Annotated in this window: 16 protein-coding genes; 5 read left to right on the top strand and 11 right to left on the bottom strand. The window is 39.8% G+C overall.

All coding sequences use genetic code 11. The features are described 5' to 3' along the window. Positions 1-282 precede the first annotated feature (282 nt). The 7 genes from ACIQXQ_RS05510 to ACIQXQ_RS05480 form a co-directional block, all read right to left on the bottom strand. Positions 283-1,857, bottom strand: a complete 1,575-nt coding sequence (locus tag ACIQXQ_RS05510; RefSeq protein ID WP_402867924.1) for a peptide chain release factor 3 — start codon at positions 1,855-1,857, stop codon at positions 283-285. Positions 1,858-2,170: 313 nt separating this feature from the next. Further along, positions 2,171-2,293, bottom strand: a complete 123-nt coding sequence (locus ACIQXQ_RS05505; RefSeq protein WP_402867923.1) for a hypothetical protein — start codon at positions 2,291-2,293, stop codon at positions 2,171-2,173. 69 nt (positions 2,294-2,362) lie between these two features. Then, the gene (locus ACIQXQ_RS05500; RefSeq protein WP_402956066.1) at positions 2,363-2,797 is read right to left on the bottom strand and encodes a hypothetical protein; all 435 of its coding nucleotides are present in this window, start codon (positions 2,795-2,797) and stop codon (positions 2,363-2,365) included. 109 nt (positions 2,798-2,906) lie between these two features. Then, entirely contained in the window at positions 2,907-3,443 is a 537-nt protein-coding gene (locus tag ACIQXQ_RS05495) for an RNA polymerase sigma factor (protein ID WP_402867921.1), read from the bottom strand. Positions 3,444-3,462: 19 nt separating this feature from the next. Further along, complete coding sequence (locus tag ACIQXQ_RS05490; protein WP_402956064.1) at positions 3,463-5,421, bottom strand: DUF6449 domain-containing protein; 1,959 nt, start codon at positions 5,419-5,421, stop codon at positions 3,463-3,465. Further along, on the bottom strand, positions 5,396-6,295 hold the full coding sequence (locus tag ACIQXQ_RS05485; RefSeq protein WP_402867919.1) for an ABC transporter ATP-binding protein: 900 nt from the start codon (positions 6,293-6,295) through the stop codon (positions 5,396-5,398). Before ACIQXQ_RS05485 ends, ACIQXQ_RS05490 begins: the two co-directional genes overlap by 26 nt. Beyond that, entirely contained in the window at positions 6,292-6,675 is a 384-nt protein-coding gene (locus tag ACIQXQ_RS05480; protein WP_402867918.1) for a GntR family transcriptional regulator, read from the bottom strand. Before ACIQXQ_RS05480 ends, ACIQXQ_RS05485 begins: the two co-directional genes overlap by 4 nt. Positions 6,676-6,860: 185 nt before the next feature. Here ACIQXQ_RS05480 and ACIQXQ_RS05475 point away from each other — a divergent pair, with 185 nt between their 5' ends. Both ACIQXQ_RS05475 and ACIQXQ_RS05470 read left to right on the top strand, forming a co-directional pair. Further along, positions 6,861-7,277 (top strand): organic hydroperoxide resistance protein, encoded by a 417-nt coding sequence (locus ACIQXQ_RS05475; RefSeq protein ID WP_402867917.1) that lies wholly within the window; start codon positions 6,861-6,863, stop codon positions 7,275-7,277. 190 nt (positions 7,278-7,467) lie between these two features. Further along, positions 7,468-8,283: a glycerophosphodiester phosphodiesterase gene (locus ACIQXQ_RS05470; RefSeq protein ID WP_402956062.1), complete on the top strand. Its 816-nt coding sequence runs from the start codon at positions 7,468-7,470 to the stop codon at positions 8,281-8,283. Between the two features lie 57 nt (positions 8,284-8,340). Here the strand turns inward: ACIQXQ_RS05470 and ACIQXQ_RS05465 are convergent, their stop codons facing one another. Then, positions 8,341-8,853 carry a transporter gene (locus ACIQXQ_RS05465; protein WP_402956060.1) on the bottom strand — a complete coding sequence of 171 codons (513 nt, stop codon included), beginning with the start codon at positions 8,851-8,853 and terminating at the stop codon, positions 8,341-8,343. A 256-nt stretch (positions 8,854-9,109) separates the two neighbouring features. Here ACIQXQ_RS05465 and ACIQXQ_RS05460 point away from each other — a divergent pair, with 256 nt between their 5' ends. Together ACIQXQ_RS05460 and yidC are read left to right on the top strand one after the other, a co-directional pair. Continuing rightward, entirely contained in the window at positions 9,110-9,397 is a 288-nt protein-coding gene (locus tag ACIQXQ_RS05460) for a hypothetical protein (protein ID WP_402867914.1), read from the top strand. A gap of 28 nt (positions 9,398-9,425) precedes the next feature. Continuing rightward, entirely contained in the window at positions 9,426-10,211 is a 786-nt protein-coding gene (gene yidC, locus ACIQXQ_RS05455) for a membrane protein insertase YidC (protein WP_402867913.1), read from the top strand. Positions 10,212-10,342: 131 nt separating this feature from the next. Here the strand turns inward: yidC and cphA are convergent, their stop codons facing one another. Together cphA and ACIQXQ_RS05445 are read right to left on the bottom strand one after the other, a co-directional pair. Then, positions 10,343-12,976 (bottom strand): cyanophycin synthetase, encoded by a 2,634-nt coding sequence (cphA, locus tag ACIQXQ_RS05450; protein WP_402956058.1) that lies wholly within the window; start codon positions 12,974-12,976, stop codon positions 10,343-10,345. Continuing rightward, the gene (locus ACIQXQ_RS05445) at positions 12,973-13,785 is read right to left on the bottom strand and encodes a cyanophycinase (protein ID WP_402867911.1); all 813 of its coding nucleotides are present in this window, start codon (positions 13,783-13,785) and stop codon (positions 12,973-12,975) included. Before ACIQXQ_RS05445 ends, cphA begins: the two co-directional genes overlap by 4 nt. Before the next feature lie 187 nt (positions 13,786-13,972). Here ACIQXQ_RS05445 and ACIQXQ_RS05440 point away from each other — a divergent pair, with 187 nt between their 5' ends. Beyond that, positions 13,973-14,395 carry a pyridoxamine 5'-phosphate oxidase family protein gene (locus tag ACIQXQ_RS05440; protein WP_402867910.1) on the top strand — a complete coding sequence of 141 codons (423 nt, stop codon included), beginning with the start codon at positions 13,973-13,975 and terminating at the stop codon, positions 14,393-14,395. On the opposite strand, the gene ACIQXQ_RS05435 is transcribed toward ACIQXQ_RS05440, so the two are convergent. Continuing rightward, on the bottom strand, positions 14,392-14,575 hold a 184-nt coding region (locus ACIQXQ_RS05435; RefSeq protein WP_402956056.1), incomplete at its 5' end, for a hypothetical protein. The genes ACIQXQ_RS05440 and ACIQXQ_RS05435 overlap by 4 nt on opposite strands.

The following is a 14,575-nucleotide window of genomic DNA, read 5'->3' as shown; positions in this document are numbered from 1 at the left end:
TTAAGCACTAAAGCATAGGTATAAATATATATAAGTTTTTCAATATTGTCAAAGGAATTTTATTCTATACGGTGCTCATAGTATCACCAAATTGCACGAATACCTTCTACGATTCTATTCATATGCATTATCCTTAAGTCTTCCCCTTTATTACAGTTACGTGATGATCCTTAGATGTCCTTTTCGAATTTATTCTCTAAGCTGAAGACATAACTATAGGAAAAACTAATCACTATTGATTTCTATGAGAAAAGCCCGTGTTTATGATCCACGGGCTCAACCTTATTTTAAATCCATTGGGTTATATAAAGTCACATCCGGATTCTTATCCTGGAACCAACGTAATGCAAACTCATTTTCAAACAAAAATGCATATTTATCATAACGGTCTTTGACCAGTATGCTTCTAGAACTGTGCAGATTTTCATCGAGTTTTTCATCTTCTGCCCAACGGGTGATTTTGCTACCCATACGCTCCATCATTACCTCAACATTGTATTCGTTTCTCATTCTGTGTTCGAATACTTCAAATTGAAGTTGACCAACGGCACCTAGAAGATATTCTTCCATACGGACCGTTTTGAAGAGCTGAATCGCTCCTTCTTGGACCAGTTGATTAATACCTTTATGAAAATGTTTCTGCTTCATAACATTTTTAGCCGTTACCCGCATGAAAAGCTCAGGGGTAAACTGAGGTAAACGTTCAAACTGATACATATCTTTACTTGTCGTAATCGTATCACCAATTTGATAGTTCCCAGTGTCATACAGACCAATGATATCTCCGCTCACGGCTTCATTCACGGTGTTCCGGTCATCCGCCATGAATTGGGTAGAAGACGAAAGATTGATTGGTTTGCCCGTTCTGCTCAAGTTTACATTCATTCCACGCTCGAATTTTCCTGAACAAATGCGGAGGAAAGCAATCCGGTCACGGTGTTTCGGATTCATGTTCGCTTGAATCTTGAAAATGAATCCGGAAAATTCTTCACTGACAGGATTCACTTCACCTGAAGTGGTCATACGAGCTTGTGGCTCAGGTGCAAACTGGAGATAAGCATCTAAAAATGTTTGGACACCGAACGCCGTTAACGCACTACCGAAAAATACTGGACTTAGTTGACCATTAGCAATTCTCTCTTCCGAGAACTGGTTTCCGGCTTCCGTCAACAGCATAATTTCTTCTAATGTTTGCTCATATAACGGTGATTCCTTCAATATATGATCTCCATCAAGTTCACCTTCGTCATTCAAAGTAAGGTAACGTTCCGGTCCTTCCGTCTTAAATTGTTCGATGCGGTTATTGAATCGATCGTATATACCTACGAAATCTTTTCCCATCCCGATCGGCCAGTTCATTGGATACGTTTCAATACCAAGCACTTCCTCAAGTTCAGCAAGCAATTCAAGTGGCATTTTCCCTTGACGGTCCATTTTATTAATGAAGGTAAAAATCGGAATGCCTCTCATCCGACATACTTTGAATAATTTAACCGTTTGATCTTCAATCCCTTTTGCCGAATCGATAATCATTACGGCACTATCTACAGCCATCAGTGTGCGGTATGTGTCTTCACTGAAATCTTGGTGACCTGGTGTATCCAGGATATTCACACGGAAATCGTCATAATCAAATTGCATGACCGAAGATGTAACGGAGATTCCCCGCTGCTTTTCAATCTCCATCCAGTCACTCGTTGCATACTTTCCTGTTTTTCTAGCCTTAACTGTTCCGGCATCACGAATCGCGCCACCAAACAGTAGTAGTTTCTCTGTTAATGTAGTTTTCCCGGCATCCGGGTGGGAAATTATTGCAAAAGTCCGTCTTGAATGGACCTCATCTTTTAAAGTAGGCATAATATGTTCCTTTCATTATTGGAATTGTCACATAGCATGTATAGAGAACCTAATCGTTTTTTTCACATTGGAATGTCAACCTTTCCTAGTATGCAAAAGTCTTGAACATACACAATATATGTACGAAAAATATATCATAAGGCTTATACCTTCGCTACTCCGGTATCCATTTCAATCAACCTTACTATTTTAACACGATATGAACGAAAGATGTAGAGGTGAATGAATCCAAGAAATGAAAGGAGTAATAAAAAACAAAAGACGCTGTATCAGCGTCTTCTCCCCTGGTGCTTATAATGTGATGTTGAGTCTGCTAGTTACTTATCCTACCAGCCTTCATGGCTTTTTGATTACGCTTTTTTTTCCAACGTTTCTTGACTTCTTTAAAGATTAAAGGAGCGGCAAAAATGACTGCTCGTTTTAGGAGTTTTTTCATGATTCATCATCCTTTCTTTCCTTTTCTATACCCAAAATATCGTTTAGGAAAACTTTAGATCGCCCCACATCATTCTTTTAATGTCAGCTTAAGTAAATCGATTCTCACCTTTGCTTCCTTCATCATTGATTTCAGTTTTGCTTCATTTGCCTCTTCTTTTTGAAGCTCAGCCTCTATCATTTTCAGCTCATTTTCTACCGCCGCATACTCCTCATTCACTATCCCTACTTGATCATGCAATTGTTTCCAACGTTTCATGACTGCCTGATTTTCATTCTGCCATTTCGAACGATTTTGGCTCGTGAACGCCACATCCATTTTGTTTGACAAACTCTCCATTTCTTCAAGAGGATACGTGGCTCCCTCTACTGATGCGTGGGTCGCCTGCTTCGAAGTGATGCCCTCATCCGCAGTTGAAGAATGAGTAGAACCTTCTTCATCTTTACAACCCGCCATGAAAACCGCCATGATGACTAGTAGATAATAAACTTGACTGATTTTCATCTCATCTCCCCCCTTTTACATATTTTTTCCTTAAAGTAAGAATAACTTACGTAAACCGTTCAATAAAAATATAAATGGAAGTAGCAATTGGGCATCATCCCGTTGATTTTTATGCAATTTCCTTGTTTTGCAACTCATTTCTTAATTGTTTTCTTGCCCTATACAGATTGATTTTAACCGTCGCCTGCTTAATGTTGAGCACCATGGCGATTTCACGTTCTTTTAACCCGCCATTCACCTTAAGCAATAGTATTTCCCGCTGTTTATGGGATAATTTAAATAAGACGTGGATGATGTCTTCTTTTAATGTCCATAAATCCATGGCATCTTCTACCTCATTTTGACTACAGGGCTGACTTTCCAACCAATCCATCATTTCCTGCTGAATCAAATGGCTTCCCCGTTTTTGCTTACGCGAAAAATCAATGGCCGTCCTCGTGGCGATGCAGGCTAACCATGCCCCCATTTTTCTGTCATCCTTGATCGTATCACGTTTAGTATAGGCTTTTATATAGGTTTCCTGAGTAATATCTTCGGCGAGATATGGACATTTGATGATGGATAAAGCAATGTAATAGATTCGCTTATAAAATGAATGATAAACCCTGGTGAAACCTTCAGCTTCATTACAATGTCCTTTCTTCAAATTCATCCTCCCTTTCTATTCATTCAAAGTGGTTTAAAATAAAATCGGGAACATGGTCACCAGAAAAAGTCCTTATCTCAAAATCTCGGCTATCCTTATAATAAAAAACAGCTGTATACTTTCCTTCCCCATAATCCAATTGACTGTTTTCGATGGCCATCTCTATTTCATCAGGCTGATCAATCTTCAACAGAATCGACTGCTTTTCCACTATTTGTTCAATTTCTTCTTCGGACGTACTATATAAATTAAAATCGGTCTTCGTTACAAGAATATGAGAGATATCATTTGCCGTTAATCTTGCCTCTTCAGCTTGTCCCGTTTGTTCCATCCAATTTGTGAAGGCAGGATAAGAAGAGTTCCAATTCATATAGATGGTCTTGTTATTTTCGAGAAGAACTTCAATGTATGCATATTCTCCCCAGGTCTTCGTCATTTGGGCGAGTGTCTGGTTATTCAGGTCTTCCGATAACGCCTGAACCGCTTCCGCAAGCTGCTGTTTATCAGTAATGATTACGGACTTATCCATTTCTCCGGTGGCATTGATTTTCATTTTGGAAACTTCTTCAACCGGTACATGCAACAGCTCATTCACTGTTTGTTTATATTCGCTAGATTCATAGATTTTGGCTAAAAGCGGCATATACGACTCATAATTTTGCAAATGGTACTCCCTCGCTAAATGTCTTCCATTTTCAAGTTCGTATATAAGAAACACGGAGTTTTCAGGATTAGGATCTGCGACGCTCTCCATCTTACCCTTTTCAAGAATCTGCTGATGTAACAAACGTACAGCTGAGATATTTTCTTTTTCTTTTAGATAGATTGAACTCCCTGAATCCTCATCTTCATAATATATAGGTGAATGGTTCCCTATATATATTTGGTTGATCATCTTTTTATCAGGCACCTTTGACTCATACGAAAGCGGATCTAACTTTAGAAGGATGGAAAGAGCGATGACACTCACCATAAAGGTGATGTACCCTTTAAAAGAAAACCGGACCCGCCAAGTCTTTTGCAAGACGAGATCGCCTAAATAATAGCCAATTATGGATCCAATCACATAGCCGAACACGACCCATTCGATTTTCCCGGTTGTTTGACTAAAATAAAAGCCGGAAAAAAGCATCATGCTTATCGTTAAACCATATTTAAATACCGGTTTAATCAAGGGGAACACAAAGGCTTGCGATACATACTCCAGCTTTCTCCGTTTATAGAGAACCAATGAAAGCCATAGAAATAGGCAGGAGACCAGTGCATAGATTAGTAGCTGAAAGGAGAAAACATTCATTTTTTCCATTTCAGTTGCCGCCAATATAGGGGACATGCTATTCATGTTGGCACTTAAGTAGTATTCGGCAAAAAAACCAACCATCAAAAACTTCACATTCGCCGCTAGTAAGATAAATAGCCCAGCTGGCAACCCAAGCGTTATATAGGTAAGTAAGCCCTGTAGAGCCGATAATCCCGTCACCATTCCAATTAAGACAGCTACAGAGAAAATCACTGTCTCCATGACAAAAGTAATGCCCACCCACGACCAAATATCTGTCAGGCTATACAATTTTTCAACATCTAAGGCTGAGTGGAATAAATACAAGATGAGGCCTGTAAGCAAAATGGGGACAATGATAAAGGAAATCCCCATCCCTATCATATGAACGTATATACTTCTCCTAGTGATCGGTAAACTATGTATAAAATCCGAAGCCTGTTTTACTTGTAAAAATCGAAATAGGAAAATGGCGAGCAATACTGGAATGCTTATGACTAGGACGAATTGAATCATCCCCTGACTGGAAAATAAATTTACAAAGTTCATATATTCACTATTATTATTGAGAATAATCGTTAATATTTCCAAAGGTAGTGCAAAAATGAGGCCGATAAAATAAAGAAACCCAATCCATCCGGTACTTCTAAAAATATAAAATACCAGTTCTTTATTAAACGAGACTATTTTGAATGGCATAGCCGATGTCCCCCATTTCATATATGAAGATTTCTTCCAAAGTGAGGGGCAGGATATCGAATATATCAGGTTGAAACTGGCTGAAATGAGTCTTGATATCAGATTCTTTTCCTTTTAAGATGCAGACGATGACGCTGCCCCTCCTTTCCTTATTCAGGATTTGCATGCCACGGTAAATGCCATATGGAATTTTATTTTTAAAGGCTATTTGAACTTTATGTACATCCGCTTTCAAATCATCCAAATCCTTCTGGATGATGAGCTCCCCTTGATGCAATATCCCCACATGATCTGCTAAATCTTCAATTTCCCGAAGGTTATGGGATGAAATCAAGATCGTCATTTCTCGTTCGGATACATCCTGAATCAGCAACTGTTTCACATTTTTGCGCATGACCGGATCAAGCCCATCAAAGGGTTCATCGAGTATTAAAACTTCTGGCATCGTTGAAAGGGCCAGCCAAAAAGCAACCTGCCTCTGCATTCCCTTAGACAGCTTGTGAATTTTATATTGAAAGGGAATCGCAAACACTTCCTGCAATTGATAAAAACGTTCTTGATTCCATTCACTATAAACATGACTATAAAAACCTGCCATTTGCATGATGGAATAGTTAGCCAAGAAGTAAGGCATATCAGGAAGGAAGAAACATCGATTTTTCACTACCCGGTTTTCAAATACTGGGGATTCATCGATAAGAACCTCACCGCTATCCTGGATCAAATTTCCTGATAGCATTTTCAAAAGGGTCGTCTTTCCTGCCCCGTTCGATCCCAACAATCCAAAAATAGATCCTCTTTGTATATCCAAACTTACGTCTTTGATCGCTACTTTTCCTTCATATAACTTACTAACACGCTTGATTTCTATCATGTTTCTCCCCCCTTTGCTATCGAACTTATATCCTTGACCAACCTATAAATTTCTTTTTTTTCGATACCAATATACAGGGCTTCCGCTAACACCCTAGTAAGCTCCGACCTTATCTTCTCTTCCTTTAATGAATTCTTCAATTCCCCGGGGGGTAAAACGAAATTACCTTTTCCTGGTATCGTATATATAAACCCTTCCGCTTCAAGCTGCCTATAAGCTTTTTGAATCGTATTAGGGTTAATGGTCAGTTCCTGAGCCAATATTCTAACGGAAGGCAGCTGGTCATGTTCTTTTAGTACGTCACTGATTATAAGCTCTTTGAATTTTTCCATTAATTGTTCATAAATGGGTCTTCTACTTTGTACGTCCAACTCAAACATCATCAGCCCCCTCACTGTAATAAGTGTACTACTTGGCTTAATACAGTTATTATAAAACAACTTATTCCAATTTCATACAATTTTTAAATAAATTATAAATAGATGACCAACTCTCTTTCTTTTGTTTAACAAGTCCAATTAATGGGAACCTATATAATATAACTAAATCAAAAGGAGTTGTTTTTTTGAAACCATTATATACAACTGCAGTTACCGTACACGGTGGACGTGAAGGCCATGTAAAATCGGAGGACGGCATCCTCGATTTTGATGTAAGGTCACCGAAAGAATTAGGTGGTTCTGGTGAAAAGGCAACAAACCCGGAACAGTTATTTGCCGCAGGGTATGCCGCTTGTTTTGGCAGTGCATTGAACCTTGTACTTAGTAAGGAAAAAAAGAAAGTGGATACATCCGTGACTGCGAATGTCACAATCGGGAAAGATGAGACAGATGGCGGTTTCAAATTGGCCGTTAGATTAGATGTTTCCATCCCAGACCTGAGCAAAGAAGAAGCTGAAGGATTTGTAAAGAAAGCACACGCAACTTGCCCTTACTCCAAGGCAACCCGCGGGAATATAGACGTTACACCAATCATCGTATAATGAAAAAGGAATGGATGCAGCTTCTAAAGCTGCATCCATTCTTTCTTTTATTGCCTGTTATATACAAGACGCCAAGCTCCTTCAATCCTCCTTATCTCTCTCATATAGACGTTTTGACAACGTTCTTTTATTTCTTTTAAATGAGGGTAGATATCTAATAACCCATAAATATAATCAAGGAGTGTGCAAATTGAAAGAGTTATTCCTTATAGTCTTTATCATCTTATTCATCCTGCTCATTTTTTCCTTTAACAGAAGGAAAAGGGTGGTTCCCATTCTCTCAAATCAACATACACCACTAAAGATTGGACATCGCGGGGCATCGGGATATTGTCCTGAGAATACAATGGCATCCTATTATAAAGCAATAGAGATGGGCGTGGATGTTCTGGAAGTAGATATCCATCTTAGTAAAGATGGGGAACTTATGGTGCATCATGATCCAACTCTCGAGAGGACGACTAACGGTAAGGGAAATATCAGGGACTATACAGCCGCAGAGTTACTAGAATTGGATGCCGGGAGCTGGTTTCACCCTGATTTTAAAAACGAGAAGATTCCCTTGCTTAGCGAGGTTTTGGAAACTTTTTCGTCTTATGAGATTGGACTATTAATAGAAATTAAACACCCCTCCCTTTACCCCGGTATCGAGAGAAAACTGGCAGAAGAACTCTTGAAAAGTCCGCTTAATTCAAACGTTGAAAATAAAATCATGGTTCATTCTTTTGATATGAACTCCATGAAAACTTTTCACGAACTCTTACCCAAAATTCCAGTCGGCGTACTAATCAATCGGCGAATTTCGGATCAAAAACTAAAAGAGATTTCAGAATTTGCAACTTTTGCGAATCCAAAGCAAACGTTGTTAAACCCGAATCTTAAAACACGAATTCAGAGTCACGGAATGAAAGTATTTACTTGGACAGTCAACAATAAAAAACAGATGCAGTCTCTAAAGAAAATGAACTTGGATGGAATCATTTCGGATTTTCCCGACTTTTTTTGAAAGAGAGATAACATTGGATCCCCCAAAAAAACAATCCGCTTCTGCGGATTGTTTTTTTCAATAGCATTGAAAAGATTGAATTTCATCTTCATCGGTACCATAGTAGGCCCATCGTTTTTGATTGGGTCTCCAGCGGTAACCTGCAACGGTATTCCGACCAACATACGTAGGATAAAGCCAAAATGAGCGGCCATTCCTTAACCAAATATACGTATTTTTATATAAACACCCTCTCATTGCCCCAGCTTCAATTCCGAAAAAACCTACATTTGGAAATTGGGGGATGAATGACGGCGGAGGTACAGTAGGTGGTCCTCCTCCTTGAGGGGGCCTTGGTGGCGGACCACCTTGAGGCGGCTTAGGCGGTGGCGGACCTCCTTGAGGTGGTCGTGGTGGTGGTCCACCTTGAGGCGGTCTTGGTGGTGGCGGCTGCCTCTCTTCAAAATTCAGATAGTCAAATTGATTGGGCTCCACTGGAAAACCATTATCCACATATGGGTTAAATGGATTAAGATAGAAATGACTATCAAAATAATTGATGTGCGAATTTAATGGATCGTATAGATTCATCCTTTTTTCACCTCGTTATAAACTTCCCTCTATTCATATGTAGGCTGCAGACCATCCGTGACATGGCTGACTGATATAATTAAAATGATTTTCATTCAGCGTACCCATGAAAAACTAAAATATCCCTCTATTTTCTTTTTAAAAAACATATGATTTTTTCGCATTCTATAACTTGAATCTGGTATAGTGTTCTTACAGATATTAGAATGCGTTTTATACAGCAACTATCCTTATCTAAGAAAAAGAAGGGATTACTATGTGGGAGTTATTATTAGAATTTGATTATCAAACCATCCGCCATGCACTATGGGCAGGGTACTTATTGACCTTCGTCTTCCCTTTTGCGGCGTTTTACTTTATTAATAAAAATCAGACACTCTTAAATGATAAATATCAAGCTTCACTTCACTCAAGCCCTGGTAAATCTCTTGTTTATACAGGTAGCGTTTTTCATCCACTAGGAATACGACGCTTTATCACTTATATTCGCCAAAAGGACTCTCCAGATGATTCTGAAGAGCCAAGCCTCCTTCTCATTGTTTAACCATTAACAATTTGAGGAGGAATATATTTTGAAGAAGAAAAATGTACTATTAATTGGAACACTCTTTCTAATGATCGGCCTTTTATCAGGATGTTCAGCAGCTACTAGCGGACCCTTTCATACTGTAGTAGTCAATCCGATGAACACATTGCTTGAATTTAATGCGGATTTTTTTAACGGGAATTATGGGATAGGCATCATCATGATGACTGTCATCATTCGTCTCATTCTGTTACCATTGAATATCAAGCAATATAAAACACAACGCAATATGAAGACGAAAATGAATGGACTCAAGCCAGAAATGACTGCCATTCAGCAGAAGATTAAAGAAACGAAAGATCCAGCCAAACAGAAGGAACTTCAGCAGGAAATGATGAAACTCTATCAAAAACATGGTGTCAATCCTTTAAATATGGGTTGCTTGCCCCTTTTGATCCAGATGCCGATTCTAATGGGTGTGTATTATGCGATTCAAGGATCTCATGAAATTGCTACCCATAACTTCCTTTGGTTCAGTCTTGGGGAGCCTAATATCGCCATGGCACTCATTGCCGGAGTCATTTACTATTTCCAATCTGTGATTTCCATGAGGCAAATGCCGGAAGATCAACAGAAACAAATGAAGATAATGAGTTTGGTCTCACCTGCCATGATCTTGTTCATTTCATTCTCCGCCCCTGCTGCTTTGCCACTATATTGGTCAGTAGGCGGATTATTCATGATTGTACAGACCATTGTACTTCAACGTGTTTATAACAACGAAAAGACAAATGTGCCTGCCGTCAATGAAACCAACGCAAAAAAAAGCTAACCCTATTACTATACCCTGTAGTTCAGACTTTTCAAGGAGTCTGAACTACAGGGTTTTTTATAGGATAAAGGGTAAAAGGCCAAAGAAGATGACCTTTATGTAAGGATCATCTTCCTAAATCCGCTATTTACCTATTTTCCATTCATTTTCTTAGGCAATGCATTTTTTGTAATGGTTTCGAAAAAACGCTCTACATAATTAAAATCGGTGTAAAAAAACAATAGAAGGTCCCCAGGTTGGGATAATTCCCAAGCTTTTAAAAACGCATCCATTTCATTTGGAACAATGACTGCCTGTTCACCGGTCAAACCTCTTTTAAACGCCGCTTCCTGAATCAGTTCAGCTACTTCTAAAGGGTTTCTGCCTCGCAAATCATCGTCCTCTTTAATAATGAACAAATCCGTCTGTACAGCCACGATATTTGCCAGGCTAATGATTTCTTCATTTATTCGATCGCCTGGTCCCGCCAAAACAGTAATGAGTCGATTTCTATGATACGCACTAACGGTATCGAAAATGGCTTTTAGTCCTGCTGCATTATGAGCATAGTCAATGAGTATGGTCCTTTCATTGACCTTTTTCAAGTTAAATCTTCCTTTGGATAGATTCCCATCTGGCATGAATGTCATAGCCTTCTTTCGTAATTCATCGATAGAAATGCCTTGTGTCGAGGCTGCCGCTAAAGCTTGGAGCAAATTGGATACGTTATGGCGTGCCTTGCCCTTAATCGTGATGGGTACTTCCTCACATTCCATGAAACGTTTTACTCCTCCATTTTCCACATAATTGATTATTCCTTGTTCATCCACAAACCAAGCCCTTTTTCTTTCTTTAATCGCTGCCATTATGACGGGATGGTTGGCTTGAGTAGAGGTATAAATCACTTCCCCGTCTGTATATTCGTTCATGGCCACTACATGAGGGTCATCCGCGTTCAACACACAATATCCATTTTCGAGAACAACCTCCGCTACAAGTCGCTTTAATTTAACTAGGTCCTCCAGCGTTTCAATTCCATCACAGCCAAGATGATCCTCACTCACATTTGTAATAACCCCTACGTCGCACCTACGAAAAGCAAGCCCTTCCCTTAAAATCCCACCTCTTGCTGTCTCCAATATGGCTGTATCTACTTCTGGATGGGATAAGACCATTCTTGCACTTATTGGCCCACTGCAATCCCCTTGATCTAGAACCTCTTGTCCCACATATACCCCGTCGGAATTCGTCATTCCTACTTTATTCCGATCATTAGAAAGAAAATAATGTATCATTCTGGTCGTTGTGGTTTTTCCGTTTGTCCCCGTTACTGCGATAATCGGGATGGCCGCTTCTTCTCGGCTAGGAAATAGATAATCGACAATTGCCTTGCCCACATCTCTTTTTTTGCCTTCACTTGGATAATGGTGCATCCGGATCCCTGGCGCTGCATTCACTTCTATGATGGCCATTTTTGTGTAATCGAATGGTTGCGAAATGTCTTGGCAAATAAAGTCTATGCCCGCTACATCCAGATTAATCGCATTTGCAGCACCTATAGCCACTTTCCTTATAGTCGGGTGAACCTGTTCCGTTACATCGATTGCCTTCCCTCCGGTTGAAAGGTTTGCATTTCCGACCACTTGGATTACCTCGCCTTTTTTCGGAATGCTCCCCAGGTTCCTGTTCTGTTTTTCCAAATAACACGTTACCGTATGTGTAAGGGGGATTTTGGACATCGGTTTTTCATGGCCCTCTCCCCTCAACGGATTCTGGTTTTCCTTCTCTATCAGGTTGCGTATAGTCTCCCTCCCATTCCCGATGACGTAGGGTGGTAGCCGGAGACTAGCGGCAGCAAGCTTTCCATCTACGACTAATAAGCGATAATCATGCCCTTCAAAATGGCGTTCCACAATGTACTTCTGTACGTGGGATTCCAAGCAATGAGCGACATTAAATAATTCATCTTTATTTTTAATATGGGTAATGACCCCTTGGCCCTGCCGCCCGTTAAAAGGTTTAAGGACGAGTGGAAAACCAAGTCTATCCGCTGAATCAAATATTTCCTCAATCGAATGCGCGACTTCGCCTTCCGGTACGGGAAGGCCACAGCCTTTCAGAATTTCCTTCGTCATCGATTTATCACAGGCATTCTCTACGGCTATATTGGAAGTCTGGCTTGTAATCGTCGCCTGGACAAACTTCTGCCTAGAACCAGTCCCTATCCGGACCAAGCTATTTTCCCCAATTCGCTCCACAGGGATATTCCTCGCATGTGCCGCCTGGTAAATGGCCTCTGTACTAGGTCCCAATTTATGTTGGTAATATAAATTGGCTATTTGCTCCACATAGGATTGAACATTGATATTCTTTTCACGTTTTAAAATGGCTTCCACGATTTCTTTGCTGGAGAGGAATGCCTGAAATCCCGACTTAGGCTCCTTATAATCGTAGGTAACGGAATAAACCCCAGGATCTTTCATCATAATCGTTTTCCCACGAACAACGTCTATACCAGCCATATTTTGCAGTTCAATCGCCATATGCTCCAATACATGTCCCATCCATGTACCACGGTTCAACCTCTCAGCAAAACCACCCTCATATCCATGAGAACATGTATGCTTGCCCAGGTCGGGGAGCACCTCCAACAGCCTTTCATTAAAGCCAGGAATCGAATCAGATGGCCTTTCCTCCAGTTCCTCCAAGTCCAATTCAATGCAAATGGTTGGTTTATATGCGAAAAAGTTAGGTCCTTTTAAATAGCGGACTCGATTGATTTTCATGATTGAATCCTCTTCTCCAGCGACAATTTTCTTGTCTTCAAGTCAAATTGATACCCTCTAGTTAAAGCATGTAGACGAAAACCTGAAAGTGTCAGTTCTTCGCTTCCGTTTTCAGCAATCGTAATATTGATATAGTCACTACTACTTCCATCAAGCACCAGAACTTGATTTATTCCATACACTTCAAATTTCCCATCGCTTACTACTATCGCTGTATTTTCATCTATACCAATACCCATGATTTCTTCATTTTCGGCTATCGCACTTAATAACCGATCGAACCGGCCGCGTTGTGAAAAATGCTGGTCAATCAGGAGTCCATCCAAAAATCCGAATCCCTTCCCTATTTCCACCTTCAATTTTTCATCATCCAGTTTCATATCGGCGGCAACAATCATTCGCTTCCCCATAATCGAGGCACCTGCGCTTGTCCCGGCTACGACCATTCCGTCATGCCAGGACTTCGAAAGAGTCTGATGCAATCGGGAATCACGGATCAGCTCGGACAATCGGCTTTGATTCCCCCCTGTTATGAATACAGCCGAAAAAGAGGCCAATTGTTCACAAATGGCCGGATCCTCTGCATCTCTTTTCGAATTCACCTCGAGAACTTCCACTCGATTTACACCAAGCTCTTTAAAGATGCGGATGTATTCTTTACTAACCTCATCGGGAATTTCGCTAGCAGTCGGTAGGATCCCGATTCCACCTGGTTTTCTCGTTGCAAGCTCCACGAATTTATTCAAAACTTCACCTTCTAGGCATTTATCTTCCGCCCCGCCGATGATCAGTAATTCTCCACAATTCATTTGCTTGTACTCACCTTCACCTATAGATTTAAAAATAAGAATTTGCTTTTTCCATAAACACGTAATCAATAGTATGGTACTTTAGCATAAATTCCATTCATCCAAATAATAAAAACTGTGCAAATCCGTTTAAGTTATAGGCATAAGAGGAAGAGTAATAAAGAGAAAAATAAAAGGAGTGGTGAAGATGAGTCAAGATCAATTAAAAGAAAAAATATTGAATGTGATCAAGGAAAGTAAAATCGGAGTCCTATCAACAGTAGAAAATAATAAGCCCTATTCGCGCTACATGACATTCTTCAACGAGGAATTAACCTTTTATACACCAACAAGCGTAAAGACTGAAAAAATAGATGAAATAGAAAAGAACCCACATGTTCATGTCTTGTTTGGCTATGACAATGAAGGCCTTGGCGATTCATACATTGAAATTTCAGGAACATCGAAAATCAATGATACCGCCGAATTGAAGAAAAAATTATGGAATAAATCCTTTGAACAATGGTTTGAAGGGCCAGAAGATCCAAACTACGTATTATTACAGATCAAACCCGATTCTATTCGACTTATGAATAATAACGGTGAGCCACCAGAAGAACTAAACCTTTAAGTAACCAATTGACCGATATATTGATAAATGGACCGATATATCTTCAAGTTTGACTGATAAACGAATGGAATCGACCGATAAATATAAAAGGGGCTGTCTAATAAGTCCCTAAAATAAAACAGGTGGAGAAAAACGAGTTGTTTTTCTCCACCTGTTTTTCTATTTCTATAATAATTTACT

It is taken from the genome of Peribacillus sp. NPDC097198 (assembly GCF_044762055.1).
GTDB lineage: Bacteria > Bacillota > Bacilli > Bacillales > DSM-1321 > Peribacillus.
The sequence above is the reverse complement of the archived record's forward strand: the minus strand, read 5'-3'. Positions and strand labels throughout refer to the sequence as shown.

Coding starts and splice junctions, on each gene's coding strand:
- ACIQXQ_RS05510 (WP_402867924.1), bottom strand. CDS start 1,857: ATGCCTACTTTAAAAGATGAGGTCCATTCAAGACGGACTTTTGCAATA.
- ACIQXQ_RS05505 (WP_402867923.1), bottom strand. CDS start 2,293: ATGAAAAAACTCCTAAAACGAGCAGTCATTTTTGCCGCTCCTTTAATC.
- ACIQXQ_RS05500 (WP_402956066.1), bottom strand. CDS start 2,797: ATGAAAATCAGTCAAGTTTATTATCTACTAGTCATCATGGCGGTTTTC.
- ACIQXQ_RS05490 (WP_402956064.1), bottom strand. CDS start 5,421: ATGCCATTCAAAATAGTCTCGTTTAATAAAGAACTGGTATTTTATATT.
- ACIQXQ_RS05485 (WP_402867919.1), bottom strand. CDS start 6,295: ATGATAGAAATCAAGCGTGTTAGTAAGTTATATGAAGGAAAAGTAGCG.
- ACIQXQ_RS05480 (WP_402867918.1), bottom strand. CDS start 6,675: ATGTTTGAGTTGGACGTACAAAGTAGAAGACCCATTTATGAACAATTA.
- ACIQXQ_RS05465 (WP_402956060.1), bottom strand. CDS start 8,853: ATGAATCTATACGATCCATTAAATTCGCACATCAATTATTTTGATAGT.
- ACIQXQ_RS05460 (WP_402867914.1), top strand. CDS start 9,110: ATGTGGGAGTTATTATTAGAATTTGATTATCAAACCATCCGCCATGCA.
- cphA (WP_402956058.1), bottom strand. CDS start 12,976: ATGAAAATCAATCGAGTCCGCTATTTAAAAGGACCTAACTTTTTCGCA.
- ACIQXQ_RS05445 (WP_402867911.1), bottom strand. CDS start 13,785: ATGAATTGTGGAGAATTACTGATCATCGGCGGGGCGGAAGATAAATGC.
- ACIQXQ_RS05440 (WP_402867910.1), top strand. CDS start 13,973: ATGAGTCAAGATCAATTAAAAGAAAAAATATTGAATGTGATCAAGGAA.